Origin of the sequence: Eikenella sp. Marseille-P7795 (genome assembly GCF_916618725.1) — a bacterium.
Classification (GTDB): Bacteria; Pseudomonadota; Gammaproteobacteria; order Burkholderiales; family Neisseriaceae; genus Eikenella; species Eikenella longinqua.
The window spans coordinates 1-22,927 of record NZ_CAKAJZ010000010.1; the positions used below are offsets into that span (position 1 = coordinate 1).

General features: G+C 59.0%; 31 protein-coding genes and 1 tRNA gene. 6 read left to right on the top strand and 26 right to left on the bottom strand.

What is annotated here, in order from left to right:
- Both LG371_RS10870 and LG371_RS10875 read right to left on the bottom strand, forming a co-directional pair.
- Window positions 1-453 (bottom strand): NYN domain-containing protein (locus LG371_RS10870; protein ID WP_225748486.1); only part of this gene is annotated, 453 nt, incomplete at its 3' end.
- 81 nt (window positions 454-534) lie between these two features.
- Window positions 535-1,179, bottom strand: coding sequence for an SCO family protein (locus LG371_RS10875; protein WP_067591497.1), 645 nt, complete (start codon window positions 1,177-1,179; stop codon window positions 535-537).
- A gap of 148 nt (window positions 1,180-1,327) precedes the next feature.
- Here LG371_RS10875 and LG371_RS10880 point away from each other — a divergent pair.
- Window positions 1,328-1,412 (top strand) — tRNA-Leu (locus LG371_RS10880).
- Between the two features lie 217 nt (window positions 1,413-1,629).
- Here LG371_RS10880 and LG371_RS10885 read toward each other — a convergent pair.
- The 13 genes from LG371_RS10885 to LG371_RS10945 all read right to left on the bottom strand — a co-directional run bounded on the left by LG371_RS10885 (window position 1,630) and on the right by LG371_RS10945 (window position 9,033).
- A complete protein-coding gene (locus tag LG371_RS10885; RefSeq protein ID WP_225748487.1) occupies window positions 1,630-2,676 on the bottom strand; it encodes a tyrosine-type recombinase/integrase in 1,047 nt (348 codons plus the stop codon).
- Window positions 2,677-2,685: 9 nt separating this feature from the next.
- The gene (locus LG371_RS10890; protein ID WP_225748488.1) at window positions 2,686-2,898 is read right to left on the bottom strand and encodes a DUF4224 domain-containing protein; all 213 of its coding nucleotides are present in this window, start codon (window positions 2,896-2,898) and stop codon (window positions 2,686-2,688) included.
- Window positions 2,899-2,979: 81 nt separating this feature from the next.
- Window positions 2,980-5,274 (bottom strand): replication endonuclease, encoded by a 2,295-nt coding sequence (locus LG371_RS10895; protein WP_225748489.1) that lies wholly within the window; start codon window positions 5,272-5,274, stop codon window positions 2,980-2,982.
- Window positions 5,275-5,295: 21 nt separating this feature from the next.
- Window positions 5,296-5,736 carry a DUF551 domain-containing protein gene (locus LG371_RS10900; protein ID WP_225748490.1) on the bottom strand — a complete coding sequence of 147 codons (441 nt, stop codon included), beginning with the start codon at window positions 5,734-5,736 and terminating at the stop codon, window positions 5,296-5,298.
- Entirely contained in the window at window positions 5,733-5,984 is a 252-nt protein-coding gene (locus tag LG371_RS10905; RefSeq protein ID WP_225748491.1) for a hypothetical protein, read from the bottom strand. The genes LG371_RS10900 and LG371_RS10905 overlap by 4 nt, the downstream gene beginning before the upstream one ends.
- A 2-nt stretch (window positions 5,985-5,986) precedes the next feature.
- A complete protein-coding gene (locus tag LG371_RS10910; RefSeq protein WP_225748492.1) occupies window positions 5,987-6,310 on the bottom strand; it encodes a hypothetical protein in 324 nt (107 codons plus the stop codon).
- Complete coding sequence (locus tag LG371_RS10915) at window positions 6,303-6,719, bottom strand: hypothetical protein (protein WP_225748493.1); 417 nt, start codon at window positions 6,717-6,719, stop codon at window positions 6,303-6,305. The genes LG371_RS10910 and LG371_RS10915 overlap by 8 nt, the downstream gene beginning before the upstream one ends.
- Window positions 6,712-6,960 (bottom strand): hypothetical protein, encoded by a 249-nt coding sequence (locus tag LG371_RS10920; protein WP_225748494.1) that lies wholly within the window; start codon window positions 6,958-6,960, stop codon window positions 6,712-6,714. Before LG371_RS10920 ends, LG371_RS10915 begins: the two co-directional genes overlap by 8 nt.
- Window positions 6,957-7,412: a hypothetical protein gene (locus LG371_RS10925; RefSeq protein WP_225748495.1), complete on the bottom strand. Its 456-nt coding sequence runs from the start codon at window positions 7,410-7,412 to the stop codon at window positions 6,957-6,959. The genes LG371_RS10920 and LG371_RS10925 overlap by 4 nt, the downstream gene beginning before the upstream one ends.
- Before the next feature lie 69 nt (window positions 7,413-7,481).
- Window positions 7,482-7,775, bottom strand: a complete 294-nt coding sequence (locus LG371_RS10930) for an ogr/Delta-like zinc finger family protein (RefSeq protein ID WP_225748496.1) — start codon at window positions 7,773-7,775, stop codon at window positions 7,482-7,484.
- A complete protein-coding gene (locus LG371_RS10935) occupies window positions 7,756-8,235 on the bottom strand; it encodes a YmfL family putative regulatory protein (RefSeq protein ID WP_225748497.1) in 480 nt (159 codons plus the stop codon). Before LG371_RS10935 ends, LG371_RS10930 begins: the two co-directional genes overlap by 20 nt.
- Window positions 8,225-8,782: a hypothetical protein gene (locus LG371_RS10940; RefSeq protein ID WP_225748498.1), complete on the bottom strand. Its 558-nt coding sequence runs from the start codon at window positions 8,780-8,782 to the stop codon at window positions 8,225-8,227. The genes LG371_RS10935 and LG371_RS10940 overlap by 11 nt, the downstream gene beginning before the upstream one ends.
- 44 nt (window positions 8,783-8,826) lie before the next feature.
- Window positions 8,827-9,033, bottom strand: a complete 207-nt coding sequence (locus tag LG371_RS10945; RefSeq protein ID WP_225748499.1) for a DUF1778 domain-containing protein — start codon at window positions 9,031-9,033, stop codon at window positions 8,827-8,829.
- A gap of 161 nt (window positions 9,034-9,194) precedes the next feature.
- Between LG371_RS10945 and LG371_RS10950 the strand changes: the two genes are divergently transcribed.
- Genes LG371_RS10950 through LG371_RS10965 form a run of 4 tightly spaced genes read left to right on the top strand, consistent with a single transcriptional unit; the run spans window position 9,195 to window position 11,748 of the window.
- Window positions 9,195-9,890, top strand: coding sequence for a S24 family peptidase (locus LG371_RS10950; protein WP_225748500.1), 696 nt, complete (start codon window positions 9,195-9,197; stop codon window positions 9,888-9,890).
- Window positions 9,891-9,906: 16 nt separating this feature from the next.
- Window positions 9,907-10,179, top strand: coding sequence for a hypothetical protein (locus LG371_RS10955; protein ID WP_225748501.1), 273 nt, complete (start codon window positions 9,907-9,909; stop codon window positions 10,177-10,179).
- A 6-nt stretch (window positions 10,180-10,185) separates the two neighbouring features.
- A complete protein-coding gene (locus LG371_RS10960; RefSeq protein WP_225748502.1) occupies window positions 10,186-10,485 on the top strand; it encodes a hypothetical protein in 300 nt (99 codons plus the stop codon).
- A gap of 24 nt (window positions 10,486-10,509) precedes the next feature.
- Window positions 10,510-11,748 (top strand): thermonuclease family protein, encoded by a 1,239-nt coding sequence (locus LG371_RS10965; protein ID WP_225748503.1) that lies wholly within the window; start codon window positions 10,510-10,512, stop codon window positions 11,746-11,748.
- Window positions 11,749-11,781: 33 nt separating this feature from the next.
- Here the strand turns inward: LG371_RS10965 and LG371_RS10970 are convergent, their stop codons facing one another.
- The 3 genes from LG371_RS10970 to LG371_RS10980 are packed head-to-tail and all read right to left on the bottom strand — an operon-like array spanning window position 11,782 to window position 16,310.
- The gene (locus tag LG371_RS10970) at window positions 11,782-13,026 is read right to left on the bottom strand and encodes a contractile injection system protein, VgrG/Pvc8 family (protein WP_225748504.1); all 1,245 of its coding nucleotides are present in this window, start codon (window positions 13,024-13,026) and stop codon (window positions 11,782-11,784) included.
- A gap of 2 nt (window positions 13,027-13,028) precedes the next feature.
- Window positions 13,029-13,484 carry a phage tail protein gene (locus tag LG371_RS10975; RefSeq protein WP_225748505.1) on the bottom strand — a complete coding sequence of 152 codons (456 nt, stop codon included), beginning with the start codon at window positions 13,482-13,484 and terminating at the stop codon, window positions 13,029-13,031.
- Window positions 13,485-13,487: 3 nt separating this feature from the next.
- The gene (locus tag LG371_RS10980; protein WP_225748506.1) at window positions 13,488-16,310 is read right to left on the bottom strand and encodes a phage tail tape measure protein; all 2,823 of its coding nucleotides are present in this window, start codon (window positions 16,308-16,310) and stop codon (window positions 13,488-13,490) included.
- Between the two features lie 26 nt (window positions 16,311-16,336).
- Here LG371_RS10980 and LG371_RS12290 point away from each other — a divergent pair, with 26 nt between their 5' ends.
- Complete coding sequence (locus LG371_RS12290; RefSeq protein WP_255593135.1) at window positions 16,337-16,459, top strand: hypothetical protein; 123 nt, start codon at window positions 16,337-16,339, stop codon at window positions 16,457-16,459.
- Window positions 16,460-16,698: 239 nt separating this feature from the next.
- On the opposite strand, the gene LG371_RS10985 is transcribed toward LG371_RS12290, so the two are convergent.
- The 8 genes from LG371_RS10985 to LG371_RS11020 all read right to left on the bottom strand — a co-directional run bounded on the left by LG371_RS10985 (window position 16,699) and on the right by LG371_RS11020 (window position 22,923).
- A complete protein-coding gene (locus LG371_RS10985; RefSeq protein ID WP_225748507.1) occupies window positions 16,699-17,058 on the bottom strand; it encodes a phage tail assembly protein in 360 nt (119 codons plus the stop codon).
- A gap of 59 nt (window positions 17,059-17,117) precedes the next feature.
- On the bottom strand, window positions 17,118-17,627 hold the full coding sequence (locus tag LG371_RS10990) for a phage major tail tube protein (protein ID WP_225748508.1): 510 nt from the start codon (window positions 17,625-17,627) through the stop codon (window positions 17,118-17,120).
- A 12-nt stretch (window positions 17,628-17,639) separates the two neighbouring features.
- The gene (locus tag LG371_RS10995) at window positions 17,640-18,839 is read right to left on the bottom strand and encodes a phage tail sheath subtilisin-like domain-containing protein (protein ID WP_225748509.1); all 1,200 of its coding nucleotides are present in this window, start codon (window positions 18,837-18,839) and stop codon (window positions 17,640-17,642) included.
- A gap of 85 nt (window positions 18,840-18,924) precedes the next feature.
- Window positions 18,925-19,398 carry a hypothetical protein gene (locus LG371_RS11000; protein ID WP_225748510.1) on the bottom strand — a complete coding sequence of 158 codons (474 nt, stop codon included), beginning with the start codon at window positions 19,396-19,398 and terminating at the stop codon, window positions 18,925-18,927.
- Window positions 19,395-20,033, bottom strand: a complete 639-nt coding sequence (locus LG371_RS11005; RefSeq protein ID WP_225748511.1) for a DUF4376 domain-containing protein — start codon at window positions 20,031-20,033, stop codon at window positions 19,395-19,397. Before LG371_RS11005 ends, LG371_RS11000 begins: the two co-directional genes overlap by 4 nt.
- A 10-nt stretch (window positions 20,034-20,043) precedes the next feature.
- On the bottom strand, window positions 20,044-21,447 hold the full coding sequence (locus LG371_RS11010) for a tail fiber protein (RefSeq protein ID WP_225748512.1): 1,404 nt from the start codon (window positions 21,445-21,447) through the stop codon (window positions 20,044-20,046).
- Window positions 21,440-22,030, bottom strand: coding sequence for a phage tail protein I (locus tag LG371_RS11015; protein WP_225748513.1), 591 nt, complete (start codon window positions 22,028-22,030; stop codon window positions 21,440-21,442). The genes LG371_RS11010 and LG371_RS11015 overlap by 8 nt, the downstream gene beginning before the upstream one ends.
- Window positions 22,027-22,923, bottom strand: coding sequence for a baseplate J/gp47 family protein (locus LG371_RS11020; protein WP_225748514.1), 897 nt, complete (start codon window positions 22,921-22,923; stop codon window positions 22,027-22,029). The genes LG371_RS11015 and LG371_RS11020 overlap by 4 nt, the downstream gene beginning before the upstream one ends.
- Between the last annotated feature and the right edge of the window lie 4 nt (window positions 22,924-22,927).

Here is a 22,927-nt window from a genome sequence, read left to right on the forward strand (position 1 = left end):
GCGTTGTTTTTCGGGGCGGAAGATTTCGGTGTAAACGAATTTGTCGCAGGCTTTGCGGAAGGCTTCGGGGGTTTTCTTTTCGCCGAAACCGTATACAGTGAGCCCGCTTTCGCGCAGGCGGCTGGCCAGCCGGGTGAAGTCGGAATCGCTAGATACGATGCAGAAGCCGTCGAAGTTGCCGCTGTATAAAAGGTCCATGGCGTCGATCACCAGGGCCATATCGGTGGCGTTTTTGCCTTTGGTGTAGGCGAATTGCTGCACGGGGATGATGGCGTGGGGCAGGAGGGCGGCTTTCCACTTGGAGAGGCCGTGGCTCCAGTCGCCGTAGATGCGTTTGACGCTGGCGATGCCGTATTTGGCGATTTCTTCGAGTAGGCGGTCGATGATGTCGGCGGGGGCGTTGTCGGCGTCGATGAGTACGACGAGGCGGGCTTGTTGGCCGTTTTTCTGCATGGTTTGGGGTTTCTTGTGTGGAGGCTACCTGAAAAATATCTGGCTGCGTTTGCCTTTGTGGTTTTCAGGTAGCCTTTTGGGTTAAGGCTGTTGGTTTAACAGGGTTTGGATGTCTTGCGCGAGGTGTTCGGCGCTTTGCCCGAAGGGTTCGAGCACGGCTGCCCGGCCTTGGCGATTGAGCAGGAAGGTGCCGCTGCTGTGGTCTACGGTGTAGAAGCCGTTGGCGTTCGGCGGCTGGGCATAGGCGGTGGCGCCGTATTGCTTCATCACGGCCTGTACGTTTTCCCGGCTGCCGGTGAGCCCGATAAAGCTCGGGTGGAAGGCGGGCACGTAGCGCGCCAGCAGCTCGGGCGTGTCGCGCTCGGGATCGACGGATACGAACAGCACCTGCACTTGCCCGGCCTGCTCGGGCGTCAGCCGGGCGATGGCTTGGGCGTGGGTGAGCAGGTGGGTGGGGCAAACGTCGGGGCAGTGGGTGTAGCCGAAAATCAGCGCCACCACTTTGCCTTTGAAGCTGCTCAGGCTGGCGAGCCGGCCGCTGTGTGCGGTGAGCGTGAAATCGCCGCCGATGGGCTCTTGCCGCAGGTCTGCACCGTGGAAGGGGCTGGAGGCGGCGGCGCTGGCGGGGTTGGATGCAGCCGGCGCGCCCGTGTTGCCGTTTTGCCCGGCGGGGCAGCCGGCCAGCAGCAGAGCGGCGGTGAGCATCAAGAGTATCGGTTTGCACATGGCGGCGGATTATAACACCCGCGCGGCGTGCTGCGATTGTTGTTTTATTTCCATTGGAAACACGCTTTTGTGTGGCAAAACCGCTGCCGCTTGGGTAAAAAACTTTACAAACGCGGAAAAATGCCTATAATGCGCATCTTCCTCACCTGCCCAGGTGGCGAAATTGGTAGACGCAGGGGACTCAAAATCCCCCGCCGCAAGGTGTGTCGGTTCGAGTCCGACCCTGGGCACCAAGATACATAACAGCCTGAAGCGAAAAACGTTTCAGGCTGTTTTCCTGTGCGCTGCCGCCCCTGTTTTTTGGGCAGTTTTGTTCTACATTTCTGCACTTGTTCTACATTTTGAAAGGATTGAGCGGGTTTTTCAGATTGATTTTGTGCGGAAAATGCAAATGCACACGGGATAAAAAAAGGCCGGCGGAAGCCGGCGTTTTTGTTGCGGATTTGGTGATTACTTTGTCGGATCGACTAGCTTGCCTTTTCGGTTTCGGATGTAGTGCATGGTCATGGTTTGGCTGGAGTGGCCGAGTAGGCGGCTGGCCGCCTCTAGGCTTAGGCTTTCGTCTTTGTCGGTGGCGGCTTTGGCGCGGAGGTCTCGAAACTGAAAATCGGCTTTGTCGATGCCGGCTTTTTCGCGGGCCCTGTCCATCCCGCCGCGCAGCATGGAGGTAGTGAGCGGCTGGCCGAGGTAGGCATGGCGGCCGCCCATGTAAACAAATAACCGGTCGTGCCGCTGCTCGCCACGCTCCTGCAGCAGTTGGGTGATAACCTGTTCCAGCAGGCCGGTGATGCGGATGCGCAGGCGGGTTTTTACTTTGTTTTGGCGCACATACAGCTCGCCGTTGCGGATGTCGCCTGTTTTGATTTTCAGGCAGTCTGCCACACGCTGGCCGGTGAGGTAGGCGATGAGCATCGTAAACTGGATGTGCCGCTCGGCCACGCCGTACACCTGCCAAAACACCTCATCATGCACATACACATCCCGGCCGGATTCTTTGTTGCGGCTGACACCACGGCAGGGATTTTCCTTGGCGGTGTAGCCCCATTCGCGGGCCTTGTTAAAAATATGGCTAAACAGGGCGATTTCGCGGTTGGCGCGCACTTTTGCGGTTTTGCTGCGCCAGTCGAGGTATTCGCGGATATTGACCGGCTCTATTTCGTTGATGGGCGCTGGCGGGTCGTCGAAAAACTCGAGCAGCTTTTCCAGCTCGCGCAGATTGTCGGCTTGAGTGGCCGGACTTTTCTTGGGGAGCACTTCACGTTTGTAGCGGTTGGCCACATAGCGAAAGGTTAAAACCGCATTCATTCGCCCGTGAATCTGCTGCTCACAATATTCCTGCTCATAGCCGGCGTATTTTTTTAGTGCCTCGAAAAAGTCCGAGCCGAGCGCTAGCCATTTGCGCGGCTTGGCGCAGGTGTCGTAGTAGTAATACACCTTGCCGCTGCCGGTGGTTTTGGCGCGCATTCGCGCAGGGAGATTTCGGGTGGCTAATTTCATGATGCGGTTTTATGCCTTGATTTTACTGCTCTGCCATTTGCGGCGCGGGCTGGCGGTTTGCTCCTGCCTTCCCTCGAGCACGGCGCGGACGATGATGGGGCGGCCGGTGGGATTGGTGATAAATGGGATGCCCATTTGACGCAGCACGGCGCATTGTTTGCCGTAGCGCTTGTAGTCGGTGAGGCTGATAACCTCTTCTCTGCTCAAAAAGATTTCGCTCATCTTAATTTTCTCCGGTGGCCGCCGTACCCAAGGGCAGGGCGGCGCTGTCATGGGTTTCAGGTAGCCTGAAACCGGCCACAATCAATGCACGGTGTACAGCGCATCATGCTCGGCTTCGAGGCGGTCGAGCAGGTTGTCGAGCTCGGCCATCACGCTTTCGGCGGTGTCGTGCTGCTTCGGAGCGGAGAAGCGGCGGCGCGGGGTTTTAAACTGGGTCAGGTCGATCGCGGTTTCAGGTAGCCTGTTGGCCGGCGGTGAGAGGTAGTCGAGGTGCTGCAGATGTTTCCGATATTCGCGCTCGGCGGCGGCTTCGGCCTTAGCCTGTTCGGCGGCGGCGCGGGCTTGGGCGGCCTGGGCGGCGGCCTGGCGCTCGCTAATGGCTGGCGGCACAGCCAAATCACGCAGGGCGCCGTGCAATAAATTGAGCTCGCGCTCCTTCATTTCAGGTGGGGCGTCGCTGTCGATCACCCGGTCAATCTGCTGCTGCAGCTCCTCCCGCAGCAACGGAATGCGCCAATTGATAGCTGGCGCGTTTCTTAACATATCTTTGCCAAACATCCTATCATCTTCCGCTTCAAAATCAGGCATTTCTTCCGCTTTGAGCGATTTCGTAGAGTTATTGACACCAGTCCAAGGGGCGGCTGCGCCGCCCTGCAGCATCTGCCACTCGTGGATGCGGCTGATTTTGACGAGCCCCGTGAGCGGCTCAAACACCCCGCGAATCATCGGCGGGCGCGGCTCTTGGTAGCGGGTGATCTCCTGCGGGTCCTCTTTGTAAAGGTGGATGGGGCGCTGGGAACGGCTGGCAGTGGCGCCGCCCATAATCATCGTAAATTTGCCCCAGTCGCCGGCGTCGGCGGCCAGCGCGGCGCGGACGATGGTGTCGTTATAGTCGCCGGCGGCCATGCCCTCGCGGCGCAGCTCGCGCCATGTGGTAACGGGCGCGCCGCCAATCTGCTGAAACTGGCGGATGCCGTGCAGCGATGCCCATGCGTCCACCAGCTCGGCGGTCTCCACCACGTTGCGGCCGTCGGCCTCGTAGTCGCTGCCGACGCTGTCGCCCAGCGCGTTTTTGCCGTCGATATTTTTGGCGATGTATTTGGCGATGTAGCCCGCCGCCGTGCCGCGCCGCCAGTCGATGGCTTTGAAATTGACGCGCGCGTCCACCTGCTGAAAGGCGCGGTAGTCGGCTGCTGCCCAAAACTCGGCCTCAGTCTGCATTTCGGCGAGCAGGGATTTGAGGCTGGACACATGGCCGCCCTGCTCAATGGCGCGGCGGCGCTGGACGGCCTGAATCAGGCGCGCCTGCTGGGTGGCGGCGGCTTTGGTCTCGAAATAATCCAGCCCCAGCTCGGCGCGGCTGTCGCGGCAGGCGTAGCGGGCCACGGTGCGGCGGAAGGCTTGGCGGTGCTTCTTGGGCATAAAAAACAGGCCGTGCCAATGCGGCGTGCCGTCGTGGTGCGGCTCGGCCACACGGAAGCCGTACACGGCAATCTCTTGACGCTGCAGCGAGGCTTGGATGCGCCCCCATACTTTTTGCAGATAGGCTTGTGCTTCGGCCGTGGTGCTGCCGTCGTATTTGCTGTTTTGGCTGCCTGAAATATGGTGCGCCGCATGGAAGCGGCTGGGGCAAGTGATGGTGATAAATTCGCCGATGTGCCCCGTTTCGCGGGCGATGTACTCAAAGCCGGCAATGCGGGTCATCAGCTCGGCGCGACGGATGGCTGGGTTGGCATTGGATTTTTTCACCAGTTCGGCCAGGGTGAAGGTTTGCTGCAGTTCGTTAATCATCTGCAGCGATTCCAGCATCACGCGGTTACGGTGCTTCTGCTGGCGTCGGCGCTGCAACGATGGCGCGGACACATAAAGCCAATGGCGGCGGTGGATTAAATTAAAGTCTTTGCGCAGCAGGTTTTCCATGCGGCGACCGATGGCGCAGCGCAAAAAACGCCGCCACCAGCGCTCATCTTGCAGGCGCAGAGCAATCGCCTCCCAGTTGTTTGCTTTGATTTGCTCGGCAAAGCGGCTCTGCCAATCCTTCAATCCCTGCTCCTCTGCCAGCTTGAGCTGCTTAAACACATCCATGCCGTACATGGCGCGGGCGCGGAACAGCGCAGCCTGCTTGTCGGCATAGCTGCGGATGTCATCATCGGAGGCGTTTAAATCCAGCGGCAGCGGATTCCACATAAACGGCTTGGCAAAATTGCAAATCCACAAATTAGCCGCGCTTTCGCTGTACTCATACTGCAGAGCATTCGGCTTGCACACCGGCTTGACGTTAGCAATCTTGAGCCAACGCTCGCGCGCCATCTCGGCGATGGCGGCGGGCATCTTGTCTAAATAGCTCTGCGCGAACGGGGTGACTTGGGTGAGCATGGTTGGAGTTGGCGGGTTGGTTTAAGGTTGCGGAGGTTCGGGCAATCTAACTAGTTGCCAATGGGTGATGTTTTTGACAATAACGGACGGCGAAAGCATGGAGTTTCCCCAAACATATTCTCCTGTTTCCGGTTCTAAACATCGATAGGCATACATAACCGACGGAATAAGTGGATTTAATTTCGAGAGCGGATTGGGGTAAATAAAATATTTCTGATTGGTGCCCAAGGAGCCTTTTGTCATTAGTCTCGGATCGTTTTCAGGTAGCCTCTCCTCCACACTTATCCATTCGGATTGAGCGGCACGAGCACACCAACCCACCAAGTATGCTTGTACCGTTGCATTCTGCAGCATGGATTGGAGCTTTAAAAACTCTTCCGCGCCCGGTATTTCAGGCTGCTCACCAAACCACTCATAAAATGCCTTGCATTCTTGGTCTATATCGATTTTCGTGAGTTTCATGATTTCCCTTTCAGGTAGCCTGAATCTTTAGCGGACAGCTCGGCCATGACGCTGTCGCGGCGGCGCTGGGCGGCGGGGCTGATGGCTTGGTATTTGCCGCAGGCGGAGCGGCGGGATGGCAGGAAGCGGAAAGTGTCGCCTTTGGCGCAGGCGGCGAAGCCGTGGCGCAGCATGGGCACGGGCTTAGGCTGGCCGCTGCGGTCGGGTTGGCTGGTTTGCCAATGGCGGCAGGCGCGGCAAGTGCTCATGCTTATTCCCCGGCCGGCTCCAGCACCACGCCGGCGAGCGGGTCGCGGCGGGTGGCGGAGGCGAGGGAAGCGGCTTGGCGGCGGACTTGGCAATCGGCACGGACTTTAGCGGCGGCGAGGTTGGCGTCGGTGAGCTGCTGCACCAAGGATTGATTGACGGTGTAGTACAAGCCGGCGCGCAGCTCGGCGTTGTCCAGTTCGGCCTGCAGGCTGGCTTGTTTGCCGGCGCGGTAGGTGTCGCTGATGTATTCGCCGGCTGGCAGGCCGATAAGGATGCCGCACACGACGGCGGCGGCGACGGTGCCGGCGGAGGGGCGGTTAGACATGGGTTTCCTCCCAGTAGTAAAGGACGAGGTCGATGGCTTGGCTGTTTGAGGCAAATTGCGGATGGCGCAGCCAAATATAGACAACGGTGCAGTCGCAGCCGTGCGGCTCGGTAGGCTCGCTGCGGCGCAGCTCCCAGCCGGTGGTCTCGGTAAACTCCTGCAAGGCGCGGTCGATGCGCACATCTTGGCCGACGGAATCAATGTCAAACCGCAGCGTGAGGCGGGTATAGTCGGCGAAATCTCCCACGCGGAAAGGCATGGCGGCGGCCTGCATACAATCGGCAAGCTGCTGCAGCGGCTCGTATAGGGAGCAGGCATGGTCTGCCTTGGTGTAGATGCTGCGGATGCTGGAGGTGGCGGCCTGCTGGATCATTTTGGCTACCTGAAAATCGGGGGCTGGGCTAGTCATAATTTTGGTTTCCTTGGCGCTGGTTGAGCTGGTCGATGAGGCGGGTGATGTGGTCGGCGGCGGTGCTGTCCGGGCTGCGGACGGCCTGCATGGTTTCCCACACGCCGGCGAGCTGGTTGTAGGCGGCGGTGGCGAGGTGGCCACTGGTGCCGTCGGCCTGGGCAGCTTGGGCGGCGGCGATGGCGTCGTGGTAGAGGCGATTGCCGAGACGGATGACGGCTTGCTGTTGTTGGGCGTTCATGCGGCCTCCCTTTGCCTGGTGGCAATGGGTTTGAGCGTGGGCGCGGTGAGGCGCACTTGCGGCTGCACGGCGCGGATGCCGAGGCGGCGGGCTGCGGCACGGGCGGCGATGATGGCCTCATCCAACTGCCACAGCAGATTGGCGACTTCGTGGAGATAAATCGGCGGGACGGCCAGCTCGTAGGTGATGAGTGTGGTGTTGATTTGCGCGGCAGCGCGGCGGATGTGGCCGCACAGCTTTTGCACGATTTCGATGCCCTCTGCCTGCTTCGGTGTGAGCAGCAGGTGGGCGATTTGGTCGGCCGGCAATTCGTGCGGCATGGGCCGGCGCGGGGTGCTGGTGGACAGGGGCAAGCGCTCGGCCAGCTTGGCAAACATCTGATTGCGGCAATCCCAAGCGGCTTGCGTGTAGCCGGCGGGGATAGGTTTTTCAAACTGTTTAATTGTTTGCATTTTATTTTTCCTTGCCCTTTTTCAGGGCGGCAAAAGCCCTGCTGCGCGCAGCAAGCGGCAGCGGGCGGCTTAAAATAATTGGTCTTCTACGGGCGGAGGATTTTCAAAAAAGCTGTCATCTACTACTGCGGGCAGTGTGCCGTGGCGCAGCGGCGGAGGCGGCTCGTGAGTGGTGCGGGTGATTTCAAACATGCCCAAACCGCGCCAGCCGCAGAGATGGTTGGTACACCAAACATAATATTGGCGCGTGAGCTTGCTAGGTGCGATGCTGTTGCGCACCAAGCAGCGGCTGCCGCAATTGGGGCAGGCTATCTGGACGCGGAAGTGTCCTGGATCGTGCTGGTTACGGTTTTTCAGCGGCATCGGAAAAATCCCCATAGATGCGGTCGGTTAGGGCGGCCACGGATACCAGGCGGTTTACCACGTTGCGCACCTGCGCCCACAGCTCGGCGCTTTCGGCGCGGCTTAGGAAACCGTCGGCGGTGGATTCGCGCCATTGCACAAACAGCCCGCCCAATTCTTCGACAGCGCCGTGCAGGTGGTCGCGGATGTCTTCGCCGAGCAGGGCGGCGGCGTCCATCTCCGGCACGGGCACAAACACCCCGCCGCTTTCGGCGGCCACGGCGACGGCAAAGTCGGTACGCTCGGTGAGGCGCTGCAGCAGCATGGCTTCGGCAATGCCGATGCGCTGGCCTTTGACCTCATACAGGCGGTTTTCCAGCGCGGCGGTGGTCATGCCCAGCATGGCGGCGCTGGCGGCATAGCCGCCGTTGGGCGACTGCGCCATTGCGCGGATGGCTTGATTGATGGGGTTAGGCGCCATGTTTGATGCCCTCCAGCAGTTTGCCTAGTTCCGTGGTAAGCTGCGTTTGTTTTTCCAGCCAAGCAGCAAAGTAATGAGGATCTAGAAATGAATCAGAAACAATTGTCGTACGACGAACTCCTGCATATGCTCCTTGAATCAGAAGATATGCGGATTGATGCAGAGCGCGAGCTTGAAGCTCAAGAACTTCTAATTGCCGCCTTGCTGCAAAGCGTTTCACTTGCTCATAGCGAATCGGCAGCCGCTGCTCGTACTCGGATTGCTGCGCTGATTGAGAGCGAGGAAGTGCGCCGCCGGTTGGAGAAGCCGCGTTATCTTTCGGCAACGCAACAGCTTGAAGAGGCGCTGGAGACGCTGGATTTGCGGCTTGGGTGGTATTGGCCTGCGCAGCGTGGTGGTGATGCGGCAGAGTAATGCCGCTGCCATCAAACGGAGTGCTGATGATTTCGTCCGGTTTGGCCTGCATGGCTTCGCTGATGCGTTGGTTGAGCTGGTGCAGGCGCGTGATGGCGCGGCGCAGTTTTTTGCTGTATTGGATATTTGCCATGATTAGCCCTTTCGTATCTTGGTGTTCAGGTAGCCTGAAAGGGCTTAGGATGCGGTTACGGATTCGGCGGCGACCACTTGGCGGGCAGCCTTGATGGCGGCGGTGCGAACGAAACCGGAGACGGCAGCGCCGTTGATGGCGGCGGCCTGTTTGATTAATGCGAGGTCTTCAGGGTTGGGGATGACTGCCTGGATGACCTGGCTGTTTTGCCGTGGACGGCGTAACTCTTGTTTGACATTTTGCTGGCTCATCTTATAATGACCTTTCTGCCTAATAGGCACTATATAGTTTGCGTTGTGGTGATGCGAACTATATTGCCTATTAGCAAATCTGTAAATAGTCAAAAGGCAATTAAATTTACCTTTTGCAATTTATGTTTGTTTTTTAAGGTTATTTAATTTTGCTTGAAACAATGCTCGAACGTGCAAAATTTGCTTTATCCGTATCTAGTGATAAGGAGTTTGCACAAAAGTTAGGCATAAACGCATCCACTGTTGTCGGTTACAAACAACGGGGCGTTGTGCCGCTTGAGCAAAATATCAAGATTGCCGAGCAAACCGGCGTTTCTCTTGACTGGCTTATCTTAGGCAAAGGCTCCGTCCCGCTTAATACTAAAGACCCAAACCAATCCGTGATGGATTATGTTTGGGAAGAACGGAAGCTGCGTTGGGAAAAAGAAGAGCAGGAGCAATCGGATGCGGTTTGGGTGCCGCTGTATAACGTGGCGGCCAGCGCCGGGCACGGCAAATTTTTCGATGAAGAAAATATTGTGCAGCTTATCCCGTTTAACCGCCGCTGGTTATTGAGCGAAGGCTTGTATCCGGAAAAATTGAGCTGCGTTTCGATCACGGGTGATAGTATGGTGCCTGGCTTGAACAATACCGACATCACGCTGATTAACCACAACAAGACGCAGGGCGACGGGGTATTTGTGCTGCAGTTGGCCGGCGCGGTGCGGGTAAAACGCCTGCAATGGCTGGCGGACGGGAGGCTGCGTATCAGCAGCGACAACCCGATTTACGAAACGGAATATCTGAAACTGGACGAGTTGGCGGACGATTTCGCCATTATCGGACATTGCCACACGAAAATCGGACGTGTGATTTAACTTCGGGGCGTAAAGAATGAACAAAGCGATTTTTGCTGTGATAGCCGGCTGCCTGCTGGCTATTTCTGTATCTGCCGAAGCGCGCGGGCGCGAGCCGTGCAGCGGGCGCAAGGGCGGGATTGCCTACTGCTCGGGCAGCAAGTTTGTGTGCCGCGACGGCAGTATCAGCCAATCGCGGCGAATTTGCAGCGGCTACGCCCGCCCGGCAACCCGCGCGCGGGCAAACAACGGCAACCGCCAGCGGCAGGCCGTGCCGCAACGCCGAGCCGGACGGCAGCACAGCCGCTGATGCACCATGAAATTTGGTATCCGCACCCCATCCCTCAAACGCCGGATTGCGGCGCGCACTTCACTCAAGCGCGTGGTGCGACATAATTTGGGCATGAAAATGCCGCGCGGAATGGGCGTGATAAGCAACCCGAGAAAAGCGGCGTATAACAAGATTTACCACCGCACGACGATTCCGGCGGAGCGGGCGGCGCAGAAGGGTTTGCCGATTCTGCTGCTGATACTGGCGCCGCCGATTTGGCTGCTGCTGTTTGCGTGGCATTTGGTGGCGGAGAGTATTCAGGCGTTTAAAAATCGGCAGTCATAATTAAAACAATGGAGATAAAGGGTGATGTTTTTCGGTGCGCTGTTTATGCTGGCGGCGTTTGTGCTGTCGATTGCTGCGCTGGTGGGGCTGGTCTCCCCTGGGTGGTTTGCCCGATTTTCTAAGACGGGCAAAGTTTATAACCGGTTTGTGCTGTTTTTTGGGTTGAATGTGGCATCGGTGGTGGCGATGTTTTACGGCACGGCCATTATGTCTGCTGACTCTTTCTCTGCCGCGATTGGCGGAGTGTTGATGTTATCCAGCCTGCTGTTGCTGGTTTGCTCGGTAATTGGGCCGATTTTTCCCGGGCTGTTTGCCCGCTTCTCCAAAAACGGCAAAGGATTTAGCCGCAGTCATCTTTTCCTTAGTTTCTTCTGCTCTGCGTTCGGCTCGTTGTTTGTCGGCGCGTTTTTGTTGCCGTCTGCTCCGAGCACCGAAGCGGCTGCTGCGCCTCGGTATCGTGCCGATTTTTCTACCAGCTCTCCTGCGTCTGCTCCCGCAGTCGGCTTAATGGCGGCTGCTGATACGCGGGCAGCTTCGGAGGAGATTGCCAGAGCAGCGAGCGAGCCGCCGCAAGCGGCACAACATGCGGCCACAGCCACCGCAGCGGCCAGCGAGAGCAGCACGGCCGCGGGGCAAACCTGTCGAGTGGTGGGGATTAAGGATGGGGATACGTTTACCTGCCTGACAGACGGACGGAGGCAAATCACGGTGCGGATGGCGCAGATTGACGCGCCGGAGAAAGGGCAGCCATTCGGACAAAAGGCTAAATCGACGCTCTCCGAATATATCCACGGGCAGACGGTGCGACTGGAGGAGAGTGGATTTGACCGCTACGGGCGGACGCTGGCCGAGGTGTATGACGAGCGCGGGCGCAATATCAATATGCTGATGGTGCAGGCAGGGCTGGCGTGGGCATACAAAGAATACATGACCAATACGGCTTATCAGGATATGCAGGAAGAGGCGACGCGGGAAAATCGCGGGCTGTGGAGTGAAAACGGCTATATCTACCCGAGCGACTGGCGGCGCGGGGTGCGCCCGCAACGCGAGCATGTGGCTACCCTACCGGCGACCGAGCCGCAGCAACGGCAGCGCACCGGTCGCTTGGTGCAGGACAGAAATGCGCGCGGTTTTACCTGCGGTAGCAAACGCTTCTGCGGGCAGATGAACAGTTGCGCGGAAGCGATGTTTTACTACCGGCAATGCGGCGTGCGGCGGCTGGACAGGGATAATGACGGTGTACCGTGCGAGAGTATTTGCTAGATTGGTGTAATGGATTCAGGCTACCTGAAAATTTCAGGTAGCCTTTTTGCTTTTGCCGAGCGCGACTTGTTGCTTTTTGTTGCTGTTATTGGTGGGCTCGGCAGGTTCGTCGATGTTGATTTGCCCCTCGAGCTGGATGTGGCAACTGTAGCCGCCGCTGTCGAGGCGGTGGCTGATTTCTTTGATGAGCCATTGCTGGCTGTCAATCTCTGGTTTAAAGCCGGCCACGCTGACGGGGGTTTCTGGCGTGAGGTCTGGGCGGCCGGCGGCGAGGGTGAGGCTGAATTGGGCGGCGCCGCGCAAGAGTCGGCGGAAGGCGGCGCGGGCGCCGGTGAGGGCGGTTTGCTCGCTGGCATAGAGGTGGCGCAGGGTTTTGATTTTGAGGCCGTCGGTGTTGATGCGGCGGGTGGTTTCGACGGTGCGGGTGGCGGTGTGGCTGCCGTCTTTGCGGCGGCGGCGGGTTTTTCGGGTTTCGGTGTGGCGCTGGGGCTCGAGGTTGTCTTTGTTGATGACCACCTCTTTGCGGCGGCCGGTGCGTTTGTCGGTGTAGTAGGCGCGGACGGCGTTGTAGGCGTTGGTGGACGAATAATTAAAGCTGTGATTGTCGCCGCTGGCGCGGGTGATGGCGAGTGGCGGGATGGGCTCGCCGCCGGCGGTTTGGGCTTGGCCGGCAGGGATAAACAGCAGGCGGCCTGATTTAACGGTGGCGATGGCGTCGTAGCGTTCGGCGAGGCGGGAGAGGAAGCTGGCATCGCTCTCGTTGGTTTGGTCGATGTGGGTGATGGTCTCCTGTTGGTATTGCTCGGCGATGCGGTATTGGTAGCCGTGCTCTTTGGCGATGGCCTCGACGATTTGATAGAGCGTTTTTTTGTGCCAACTGCGCTCTTTCTGCTGGGTGAGGGTTTCGGCAAGGTCGGCGGCGCGGGCGGTGATGCTTAGGCGGTCGGGCGCGCCGGTGTGCGTAAACTCGGAAAACAGATACTCGCCCTTATCGACAATGCCGGTTTCTTTATAGCCGAGATGCAGGGTAATTTTGCTGCCGGGGCCGGGGATGGCGAGGGCGCCGTCGTAGTCGTCAAGCTCGAGGGTGAGCTCGTCGGCCTCAAAGCCGCGCTTGTCGGTGAGCTCTAGGCTGATGAGGCGAGAGAGCGCGGCGGTGCCGAATGGTTGGCCGTTGATGGTGAGGCGGGCGACGGGCGTGAGGTGGCGGCCGCCGCTGTCGGTGAGGGCGGCAAAGGCTTTCTCGGCGGCTGCGACCACGGTATCGAGCAGGCTCATGGCTACACTCCCACCAGGCTGCGCACTATGCCGACGGCGAGGCCGAGGGCTTCGCCTTCGATGCCGAATGCGTGGTCGGCTACTTTTTTGAGGGTCATGCTAAAACTGATGGCGCGGGCTTTGCCGTCGTACATCAATTGGCTCTGCTTATCTTGGATGTCGGTGATGACGTAGCTGCCGAGCAGCGCACCGGTGCCGAGGATGAGCGGCCAAGGCTTGCCGCCGTCGGCCATGCGGCGCAGCAGGTTGATGCTTAAATCGCCGCCGGTGACTTCGGGGCGCAGCTCGGCTTGGATGGTGATGGTGTCCGGCTCTTTGCCGGTGTATTGCGATGGTGGCGGGCTGTCGCTGCCGACAATGCTTTTGTGCGGGTGGCGCCAGCTTTGGCTGCGGTCGAGCCCATGATAAGGGATGGTGACGGTGTGGAATACAAAAAAACCGAGGGCGGCGAGGGGCATGGCTTAATCCTTGTCTTGATAGCGTGAGTTGGTGCGGCGGGCAGCTTGGGCTTGGCGTTTATCCATCTCGGCGGCCACGGCACGAGCGATGCCGCGCTCATCTTGGCCTGGGGCGGCATAGACGTTGATGGTGATGTTGCCCGCGCCGCCGGCGGCGAAAGCGGGGGCGGGGCTGCCACCGCCCAAAGCCTGCAGGGCGCGTTGGCCGCCGGTGCGCAGAGCCTCCACGGCGCGCCAGCCGCCGAAGCGGCGCACATCGGTTTGGGAAAACACCACCTCGCCGCGATGCACGAGGCCGGCGATTTGGTTGATGGCACCTGCTCCGGTGTAGCCGCCGACGGAGAAGCCCTTGGCGACGCGGCCGCCGACGATGTTGCCGACCGCGCCGGGCGCACGGCGGGCGCTGTTGTTGAGGCCGTTAAACAGATTTGTGGTTTGCCGCCACACGCCGGAGAGGTCGGGCAGCATGGACTTGATGCCATTGATGAGCGACTGGATCATGTTGCGGCCGGCGGTGGAGAGTTTGGCGGGCAGCTCAATGCCAAACCAGCGCAGCACGGCGGCGAAGGCTTGATAAAACAGGCCGAGCGGCGACCAATTGACGATTTGCGCCGTGATGCCGGAAATACCGCCGCTGAAAAATGATTTGATGCGCTGCCACAGCCCGGCAAAAAACGGGCCGACCTTTTGCCAGTTGTTGATGAGCCACATCACTGCGCCGACAAACGGGAGCGCATAGAGCGCGGGGTTATCGGCAAAGATGGTTTTGACGCGCTGCCACAAGCCGGCGAAAAACGGGCCGATGATGTCCCAGTTGTTGATGAGCAGGCGGGCGAGGCCGATTATCGGGAAAATAAAGTTGAGGATGGGGTTGTTGGCAAAAGCGGTATCGATGCGCTGCCAGCCAGCGACAAGCGAGGTTTTAACGCTCTCCCAATGGGTGTAGAGCAAATACAGCGCACCGACCACGGCCACGATGGCGATGAGCATTGGGTTTGCCATCATCAGGGAGGATAGCCCACGGACTACACCGCCGAGCAAGGTAAATGCTCGGGTGAGCAGGCCGATTTTCCCCGCCGCGCCGCCGCTGGAAGTGGCTAAAGTTACCCAGCTCAAACGCATAACAGCGAGCGGCACGATGACGGCTGAAATGACGGCGGCAATAGCCGCAAACACGCCCAGCGCAATGCCGAGCACGGCAATTACTTTCATGATGGTGTTGGCTACCTTTGGGTTTGCTGCTGCCCAAGTGCCGAGCTTGACGGAGATGTCGTTAATCCAGCCGATGACGGTGCGCAGCTCGCCCTGGATGCTGCTGCCCAGCGACACCATGAAATTGGTAAATGCGCCGCTGGCGGCGTCCCATAGATTGGTGACGGTGCCGAGGGTGGCGTCGATACGCTGTTGCAGGCTGGCTTGGTTTTGCAATTTGGCGGCAAACTCGTTATATCCGGCCTGGCCCTTTTCGATCATGGTGTTGAGCGCCTGCAAGGTTTCGGCGTTGTCGCCAAAAATATCCTTGAGGATTTGCAGGCGTTTTTCGGTGTTTACCTGCTGGAGCTTGGCGATTTGGGTATAAAAATTCTCAATGCCGCCGAACTCGCCCTTGCCATCGGTAAAGTCAATTTTCAGGTTGCCTACGCCGGCATCCTCTAATGCGTTGCGCACGTTTGCGCTGTTCATGGCACGGGTAAACACTTTGCGCAGGGCGTTGCCGGAGCTCTCGCCGGAGAGGCCGGCTTGGTCGAGCATGGTAATCAGCGGGCCGAAGGTTTTTAGCGCCTCTTCGCCTTTGATTTTGGCGATGTCGAGGGCGGGAGCGAGCTTGGCAAAGGCACCGAGAATGTTTTGGTCTTCGACGCCGGCGTAGTACATCCGCTGCACGGTATCGACTAGGCCGAGCATTTCGCCTTCGGTGGCGCGCACGGCGTCTTGCAGTTTGGCGGCCATCTCGGCGGCCTCTTCTGGGCTCTTGCGCAACTGCACGGCGAGATAGGCGGCGGCTTCGCCCGTGCCGCCGAGGATGGTTTGGGCGCTCATGCCCTGGCGGATAAGCATGGTCATGAGGTTTTTAAAGTCGGCGGTGGTGCCGGGCAGGCGGTCGCCGAGACGGGTGGCGAGGGCGTCGATGTCTTTGTAGGTGGCGGCCACTTTGCCGGTGCTGTCCATCATGGCGACGCGCAAATCCATGCCGGCGTTTTCAGCTTCGGCAAAATCCCGAATCGGCACGCTCATGCCGCGCTTGATGGCGACCGCGCCGGCGGTGGCGGCCACGGATGCCGCACCCCAGCGGCCGGCGGCACTTTTGGCATTGGACACGCCTTTTTGCGCGTTTTCCAGGCGGTCGAGGGCGGCTTTCTGCCGGCTGATTTCGGCGGTGGAGCGGGCGGCCTCGTGCTGCAGGCGGGCTTGTTCAGTGGCAAAGTTGCGGGTGTCGAAACCGGCTTTTTTCAGCTCGCGGGATAGCTGGCGGCTTTCATCGGCCAGCTTCTGCTCTTTGGCAGCGGCGGCACGGCTGGCGGCCTCGAGCTGCTTCATGCGGTTGGCTTGGGCGGTGGTGGGCGTGCCTTGGGCGGCAATTTCGCGGGTGAGCTGCTTGATTTCGTTGGTGAGCTTGTCGCTTTCGGCGGCGGCCTGTCGCATCTTGCGTTGCAAATCGCCGTAGGAATTGGACTGGCGCATGGTTTGCTGCACGGCGCGCAGCTTTTGTTGGTTTTCCTGCAACACTCCGCTCAAGCCACGGGCGGCATGGGAGAGCTTGGCAAACGCGCCGCTTGCTTTATCGCTGGCACGCATAATAATATTAAGTACAAGGTCTTTTGCCATGTTTGCCTCTTGATGGGAGATTTAAAATGTACCGCGATTGCTCACCAACCCGCCCGCTGGCCGATGGTGTGATACTGGCTTGGACTTTCTTTGGTTTCCTGCTGCTGATTGGATTGGCGGTGATTGCCGCCGCGCTACTGTTCCAATAAGCCTTCCTCAATTGCTAACGCTCGCTTCGGCGGGCGTTTTTATTCGCCGTCTTCTTCTGCCGGTCGGGTAAGCAGCACGGCGCGATGCGTCCAGCGCAGGAGGGTGAGCAGGGGCATTTCGCCAAATGCGGCAATGCCGCCGCCGAAGGTGGCCGCGCATTGGGCGAGGCAGTCGGCGACGGCATTAAAAAACTGCAGCTCCTCTTGCTGCGCGGTGTCGTAGAGGTGCGGGGCGTTGGCTACGATGGCTGCGCAGTCGTCTGCTCGGATGCGGAGGCCGGCAGGTAGCCCAATTCGGCCAGCGCCGCTTCGAACTCCGCCCTCGCCGACGGCGGCGCTGAAAAAAAATCCAGAGCGGTGTTTAAAACTTGGGTGTCGGCAATGCCGAGCTTGCCGTATTGCAGGCGGGTGAGCTGCGGGGTGCTGATGCGGCCGAGCAGCTTTTGCACTTGGTCGGTGTGTTTGATTTTGATGAGGTCTTGGCTTAGGCCGTCCATGTCTTTGCCCAGCGGCTCGCGCAGGGTGAGGCGCTCGCCGTTGCTCAAGACGACGGTAACGGTATTGTCTTCGTTGATTTGGATGGATTGGTTGCTTTTCATGGGCTTTCCTTGGGATGGGGTGATTCAGGCTACCTGAAAATTCAGGCAGCCTTTTTTGCTTACATCATGCCGAGTGCTTTGCGCAGGCCGGCGCGCTCGTCTTTGCCGCCGAAGCTGGCTTTGTTGGCTAACACGTCGAGCTCCAAAATCTCTTGGCCGTCGAGTGTTTCTTTCCAGTAAACCAAGGCAATTTTGAATTTGTGCTCGCCGCCTTCGCCTTGCTTGTCGCTGCCGGGGTCGGCTTCGATGATGCGACCGCGTGCTTCGCCTTTGAGCTCCTGATAGGCGCCGCCGTCTTCTTGCTGCAGGGCCCCTTGATAGCGGATGAGCTTGCCGTTGATGGAGGAGGTCATGGAGCGCAGCATATCGGCGTCGTAGCCTTTGCTGGTGATTTCCAGCTCCATCTTTTCAAAGCCGTGCACGACAGTCATTTCCATCATGGCGCCGCCCGGGGTGTAGTCTTCGGTTTTGCGGGCGATTTTGGGGCGGGTGACATCGGCGATGACGCCGTATTGGTTTGCACCATCGACGAATAGGTTAAATCCCTTGAGGATGCTGGGCATTTTCATGGTGTGCAGTCCTTAAATGGTGGTGGGTTTCAGGTTGCTGGCAAAGCTGATGACTTTATCCACCAAATTAACAAAAAAGGTATCGGTGTTGTGCTGGTTGAAAACCATGTTTTCCAAGGGCGGGACATAGGTCCATTCATAGTCAAAGGCAAACTGGCCGGCTTGGATGGCTTGCGGGGTGACTTTGCCTTTATCCAAAAACACGCGGGCGCCGAGGATGTAGCCTTTGTTTACATATTCGGCTAGCTTGGCGTTGATGCCCATGATGATGTCTTCAATCAGGCTGGGGTGCATGGGCTTGTCCATTGCCCACAAGAAGGCGCTGGCGATGGTCTCTTGGATGATTTGGGCGGAGCGGACGGCCACCTCAAATGCGAGCAACGGATCGGATGAGCAGGTGCGGTTGCCCCAAATGCGGAAACCGTTTTCGCGGATTAGGGTGGTGACGTCGGCGTTGTTGAGGGTGTTGGCGTCGCAGTTTCTATCCAGCAAGTCAAATGTGCGGCCGTATTTGAGGGCGGAGACGCCGTTAATCTCGGTGTTGGAGATGGACTTGTGCCAGCCGACTTGCGTGTCAAGTTTGGCGCGGGCGCCGAGCACGCGGGCGATGGTGGCGGCGGGCTTGTTGGCTTTGGCGGCGGGGTCGAAGGCTAAAAAGTCGTTATCGATGAGCATGAGCTCGCGCTGGCCGAAGTTTTGGCGGTAGCTGGTGACTTCGCTAATGGCTTCTGCGCCGCCGGCCGAAGCGTACACAAAGGCACGGGTGGCTTGGGCAACGCCGAGCAGCTCGGTGACGACCTCTTGGCTGTCGAGCTCGGGCACGCCGAGGATTTTCGGGGTTTGGCCGGTGATGGCTTTGGCGCGGCGCAGGGCTTTGAGGCCGGTGTAGTTGCCGCCGGTGGCGCTGCCGATAATGTTGGCTTTCAGGGTATCGGCGTTGTCGGAATCGGCAACGCGCACGATGACGATTTGGGCGTCGGCCTGGTCGATGATGGCATCGAGCGATTTGGCGAGGGTGCCTTTTTCGCCCGCCTTGCCCAGCACGTTGTAGGCAGAGGTGTGAAAGACGGGTTTGTTGAGCGGGAAGGTGGCCTCATCGGCGTCTTCGGCAGTGCAAACCATGCCGATGACGGCGGTGGAAATGTCGGGAATACTGCGGACACCGTGAGTAAACTCGTTGGCGGTGATGCCGTGGTGGCGGGAAGCGGCCATAGTGCGGGCTCCTTATTGGTGGGATTGACCTATCATGCGCGAACAATGCGCACGGGGCGAGGGTTTTGCTTTTTCGGGGGGTTTTTTACAGCTTGGCACGGATGATGGCGGCTAAATCGTTGGGGCTGAAACGCCAGCTTTCAGGCAGCCCGATGGCTTCGGCACACCATTCGGAGCAAAACCAGCGGCGGCGGTTTTCAGGCAGCCAAAAGGCGATGCCGAGTGCGCCCATCAGGTCGTAGCCCTGCCCCTCGGTGGCCGCCCACACCCGCTGCAGCTGCTCGTGTGCCTCCGGGGTGGAGGGCAACGGAATCAAATCCCATTTGGCCGCCGGCAGCGGCATCACTTTGCAGCGCACGCCTTTATCGCGGATGGAAGCGGAGTAGCAGGTATAAACCGATGCCTGCGGATGCTCGCGCACCACAATCTCGGCATGGCTGTACTGGCCGCGGGTCAAAACACGGGTGAGCCAATCGGTGGCTCGGGCACACCATACGCGCCAGCCGCTGCCGTCGCGGCGGCCTCGATAAAGGGCTAAATAGATGGGTTGTGTACTCATTTTTCAGCCTCCTCAAGCTCGGCGGCGGACTGCTCATCAAAGTTTGCCGTCCAGCCGTCGCTGTAGTCGTATTCCAGCGGGTTTTCGGCTTTGAGCATGGCGGCTTTATGGCGTTCGGCATTGGCAAAATCAGCCTGCTCATCCACTACCATCTGTGTAGTCATCTCATCCAGCAGCTCGCGGGTCATGAGGACAAAATCGTTTTCCATCGTTTTCCACTTCAGATTCGGCGGCAGCGTTTTCATGGTGCGCAGCAGGATGTATTGGGTGCGGCTCTCATCGTTGGTGTAAAACCACTTGCCCACGCTTTTGACAAACACCCCATGCCGCAGGTTGTCGTAGCGCTTGGCTTTGATGCGCTCCCACATTTCGGCCTGCTGCTCGGCTTTAAGCCGGGCGGCGCACTCGGGGTCGATGTGCCATTGCTCGCCGTCCCAAGTGCTGGATGGGCAGGGCGGCTGCTCGGCCAACACCGGCCTGCCGTCTTTGTCCGGCATGATGACTTGCCCTTGTGATTGTCCGGCCAGTAAGGCAGCGTGCTGCTCCGGGCTAATCTCCACAACATCTTCAGGTAGCCTGTTATGGATTTGGTTGTCATAAAATCCGCCGCTGGTTTTTGAGTAAAAAATAGACATCAGACACCTCCTATACTCTGCCAATAGCAAACCAATAGAAACCCTTAATATGACTGGCGGTAGCGGGTCCCCATGTGTTCATGATGGCGGTGAAGCCAGTACCCGTTAAATTTTGGATGGGGAGGGTAATATCCCCTCCTACGTTGTTGGCTGTAGACCCTTCCGTGACAGCGGTGGTAAAGACGCCGAACGCACTTGCAAACGTCAGCGGGAAGGTAATTGGTATCAGTATTTCGCCAGCCCATTTTTGGGCGACATATCCCCATTGCAGCACCAGCCCATTGGGCAGTTTCAGGTAGCCTGAATCGCCGAACTGGTGGGCAAACAGATTTCTCACCGCCTGCGCTAAATCGATAATCTCGCTGCTGCGGTGGGTGTGAGTTTTGGGCGCTACCTCGTCGCGGTTTGCTTTGCGCTGTATATCCGCCGCCAGCGTGGAGGCATCCAGTGCGCCGGCGTTGGTAACCGTGCCGTAGGCTTTAATCCAAAACACCACGTCATCCAGACTATCGCGGGCTTTGATACACAGCACCATTGCGATAGCTTTCGGTCGGTTTTCATCGGCGGTCGGCACCACGCGAGAGGCGTCAAAACTAAAGGCTGCGGGCATATCGTTTATACCGCTGCCGTTCTCCCATGCCCATTGCTTGAACTGCTTTCGACTAATAAAAAGCGCACCTTTCCCGTCCCCATCAATGGCGTCAAATAACTGCGTAGTTGCGTTACTCCCAGAGTCTAGTGTGCCCGTGATATTGCGGATGGCGTCGCCCTGTTGCGTGCCCACTGCGAGACTGCCTGATGCATTGCGGATAAAGCGGTCTTCGGCTTTGGGTACGGCGGCAATGCTGCCGTACTGTGCCACCAGCAGCCGGTACAGCTCGGGATAGGTGGACTGCGTAACCTTGCTGGCGATGTCGTCAAATTTAATCCAGCCGTCCGGGATGGCCTCAATCGGAAAATAAGAGGTCATACCGACGTCGGAGCTGGTCATATTGGGCAACTTGTTGCCGCCCAATACGCGGTGCAGGTCGGGATAGGTGGCCTGGGCAAAGGTGCTGCCGTCGGCTTTCAGGTAGCCTTCGGGGTTGGTGATGGCGCGCGGAAAGCCGATTACTGCGCCAACTGGTAAGCCTTTGCCGGCGGATTCCTCGGCCTTTTTGTAGGCGATTTTGACTGCTTTGAGTGAGGCCGCCGTGTCTTCATCGTCGCTGTCGATGGCGGAATCGATTTTGAGCAGGCCGGCTGCAGTTTTGCTGGGCACAGTGTCGATTTTGTCTTTCAGGTAGCCGGTGCGGCCGACGAGGTGCGAGAGGCAGATGTTGATGGGGGCGTCTGTGCCGCCGATCACGCGGTCGCCGACTTCGATTTGACGGACGTGCTCCGCCCACTCTTTGCTGTTTTTGATGTTAGCCACTTGTGATTGCTCCAAATGTGTAGTTGCCGTTAAAGGTGATTTCGCCGTCCCAGTACAGCGGGTTGCTGCGGTAGTCGAGATAGAGCAACTGGCAGCGGGCGGGGGCGAGTTCGGCGAGCAGGGCTTTGATGACTTCGGCCTGCCCGATGCTGACCACGCGCTTGAGGACGATGGCGTATTTTGCCCAGTCGCCCGGCGCGCCGCCGAAGAGATGGCTGCCGTCAAAACTAAAGCTGCCGTCCCATGTTTTCTCTGTTACACGCTCCAAGATTTCGACCTCGCCAAGCTGCAAGTCTCTAAACAGGCGGCGGATGACGGCCGGCGTGCCCTTGAGCTGGTGCTTTTCGATGTAGCCGGCAATCAAATTACGCTGCGCCTGCTCGGTTTCGGCAAAGCGCCAGCCTTCGGCGTCGCTGATGCTGTTTTCCCAAGCCAGCCACGGCAGCCAAACGGCGGCGCACACGGCCGGGTCTTTTGACTGCGTAATCACGCGCCAATCGATGGCGGCGGTTTCGGCCTCGGTGAGTTTTGCCAGCGCGTGCATCAGCGGGCTGTTGTTGCTGGGGAGGATGGTTTGGCTCATGTGCCGACCTCGCGGGCGGTGATGGTGGCGACGCGGATAAACTCGCCGGCGCTGCAAACGATGTCGGCGGCGGGCTGGATGAGACGCACTTTTTTCGCGCCCACCACATCGAGCGCACCGATGATTTTGGACAGCGCCAGCTCGCCGGCCAGCCCGCTGTTTTCGTCCAGCACCTTGTCTAAATCGCGGCGCTGCTGGGCGGCAACTAAGGTTTTATCGGGCCCGCTTTCAAACACGGTTTCATACTCGATGTTGATAATCTTCGGCGTGGCGGCTTCGACCTCGACCACATCATTCAGCGGGCGGCGCTCTTCGGCGGAGAGGTGGGTGGAGACGGCGGCGAGCAGCGCGGCATCCGGCACGCCTTGGTTGGCGTAGCTCTTGATATAGACGCGCACGGTGCCGGCCACGGGGCGGGTGGGGTTGGCGTCGGCCACGCCGTCCACGTCCAGCGCGTGGGCGATGTAGGCGGCACGCGGGCCGGCGGCGGCAAACTTTTCCGGGTGCAATTGGATGCGTTTGCGAAAATCACTGTCGGATTCTTTGATTTCGGGCACTGGCGGGGTTTGTGTGGGGTCGGCGGCTTGGATGATTTTGCGCGTAAGGCCGCGACCTGCGCCGATGTGGTCGAGGTCGGCACCGGCGGCCAATGCCAAAAAGCCGGCGCGGGTGGCCTCGTTGATGCGCTGGCGGACGAGCAGCTCGGAATAGGCCTGCTGCTGCAGGTCGATGGTGAGCGGCTCGCTCTCCAGCTCGAGCGTGGCGGCAATGACGCTGCGGATGTTTTCCGGGCAGAGGGCGATGAGTTGCTGTTTCTTTCGTTCAAAGATTTCCTCGAAGCTAAACAGCTTGACGGCATCGGGCGCAGGCAGTTGGGTGAGGTCGATTTCCATGTGG

What these genes read in the sequence shown, in the direction of transcription:
- LG371_RS10955 (WP_225748501.1), top strand. Translation starts at nt 9,907, where the DNA reads ATGAACAAAGCGATTTTTGCTGTGATAGCCGGCTGCCTGCTGGCTATT.
- LG371_RS10980 (WP_225748506.1), bottom strand. Translation starts at nt 16,310, where the DNA reads ATGGCAAAAGACCTTGTACTTAATATTATTATGCGTGCCAGCGATAAA.
- LG371_RS12290 (WP_255593135.1), top strand. Translation starts at nt 16,337, where the DNA reads ATGTACCGCGATTGCTCACCAACCCGCCCGCTGGCCGATGGTGTGATA.
- LG371_RS10985 (WP_225748507.1), bottom strand. Translation starts at nt 17,058, where the DNA reads ATGAAAAGCAACCAATCCATCCAAATCAACGAAGACAATACCGTTACC.
- LG371_RS10915 (WP_225748493.1), bottom strand. Translation starts at nt 6,719, where the DNA reads ATGACTAGCCCAGCCCCCGATTTTCAGGTAGCCAAAATGATCCAGCAG.
- LG371_RS10970 (WP_225748504.1), bottom strand. Translation starts at nt 13,026, where the DNA reads ATGAGCCTGCTCGATACCGTGGTCGCAGCCGCCGAGAAAGCCTTTGCC.
- LG371_RS10905 (WP_225748491.1), bottom strand. Translation starts at nt 5,984, where the DNA reads ATGAGCACTTGCCGCGCCTGCCGCCATTGGCAAACCAGCCAACCCGAC.
- LG371_RS10875 (WP_067591497.1), bottom strand. Translation starts at nt 1,179, where the DNA reads ATGTGCAAACCGATACTCTTGATGCTCACCGCCGCTCTGCTGCTGGCC.
- LG371_RS10935 (WP_225748497.1), bottom strand. Translation starts at nt 8,235, where the DNA reads ATGGCGCCTAACCCCATCAATCAAGCCATCCGCGCAATGGCGCAGTCG.
- LG371_RS11000 (WP_225748510.1), bottom strand. Translation starts at nt 19,398, where the DNA reads ATGAGTACACAACCCATCTATTTAGCCCTTTATCGAGGCCGCCGCGAC.
- LG371_RS10965 (WP_225748503.1), top strand. Translation starts at nt 10,510, where the DNA reads ATGTTTTTCGGTGCGCTGTTTATGCTGGCGGCGTTTGTGCTGTCGATT.
- LG371_RS10975 (WP_225748505.1), bottom strand. Translation starts at nt 13,484, where the DNA reads ATGCCCCTCGCCGCCCTCGGTTTTTTTGTATTCCACACCGTCACCATC.
- LG371_RS10950 (WP_225748500.1), top strand. Translation starts at nt 9,195, where the DNA reads ATGCTCGAACGTGCAAAATTTGCTTTATCCGTATCTAGTGATAAGGAG.
- LG371_RS10960 (WP_225748502.1), top strand. Translation starts at nt 10,186, where the DNA reads ATGAAATTTGGTATCCGCACCCCATCCCTCAAACGCCGGATTGCGGCG.
- LG371_RS10920 (WP_225748494.1), bottom strand. Translation starts at nt 6,960, where the DNA reads ATGAACGCCCAACAACAGCAAGCCGTCATCCGTCTCGGCAATCGCCTC.
- LG371_RS10910 (WP_225748492.1), bottom strand. Translation starts at nt 6,310, where the DNA reads ATGTCTAACCGCCCCTCCGCCGGCACCGTCGCCGCCGCCGTCGTGTGC.
- LG371_RS10885 (WP_225748487.1), bottom strand. Translation starts at nt 2,676, where the DNA reads ATGAAATTAGCCACCCGAAATCTCCCTGCGCGAATGCGCGCCAAAACC.
- LG371_RS10940 (WP_225748498.1), bottom strand. Translation starts at nt 8,782, where the DNA reads ATGGCAAATATCCAATACAGCAAAAAACTGCGCCGCGCCATCACGCGC.
- LG371_RS10930 (WP_225748496.1), bottom strand. Translation starts at nt 7,775, where the DNA reads ATGCCGCTGAAAAACCGTAACCAGCACGATCCAGGACACTTCCGCGTC.
- LG371_RS11020 (WP_225748514.1), bottom strand. Translation starts at nt 22,923, where the DNA reads ATGGAAATCGACCTCACCCAACTGCCTGCGCCCGATGCCGTCAAGCTG.
- LG371_RS10995 (WP_225748509.1), bottom strand. Translation starts at nt 18,839, where the DNA reads ATGGCCGCTTCCCGCCACCACGGCATCACCGCCAACGAGTTTACTCAC.
- LG371_RS11015 (WP_225748513.1), bottom strand. Translation starts at nt 22,030, where the DNA reads ATGAGCCAAACCATCCTCCCCAGCAACAACAGCCCGCTGATGCACGCG.
- LG371_RS10925 (WP_225748495.1), bottom strand. Translation starts at nt 7,412, where the DNA reads ATGCAAACAATTAAACAGTTTGAAAAACCTATCCCCGCCGGCTACACG.
- LG371_RS10945 (WP_225748499.1), bottom strand. Translation starts at nt 9,033, where the DNA reads ATGAGCCAGCAAAATGTCAAACAAGAGTTACGCCGTCCACGGCAAAAC.
- LG371_RS10890 (WP_225748488.1), bottom strand. Translation starts at nt 2,898, where the DNA reads ATGAGCGAAATCTTTTTGAGCAGAGAAGAGGTTATCAGCCTCACCGAC.
- LG371_RS11005 (WP_225748511.1), bottom strand. Translation starts at nt 20,033, where the DNA reads ATGTCTATTTTTTACTCAAAAACCAGCGGCGGATTTTATGACAACCAA.
- LG371_RS10990 (WP_225748508.1), bottom strand. Translation starts at nt 17,627, where the DNA reads ATGAAAATGCCCAGCATCCTCAAGGGATTTAACCTATTCGTCGATGGT.
- LG371_RS10895 (WP_225748489.1), bottom strand. Translation starts at nt 5,274, where the DNA reads ATGCTCACCCAAGTCACCCCGTTCGCGCAGAGCTATTTAGACAAGATG.
- LG371_RS10900 (WP_225748490.1), bottom strand. Translation starts at nt 5,736, where the DNA reads ATGAAACTCACGAAAATCGATATAGACCAAGAATGCAAGGCATTTTAT.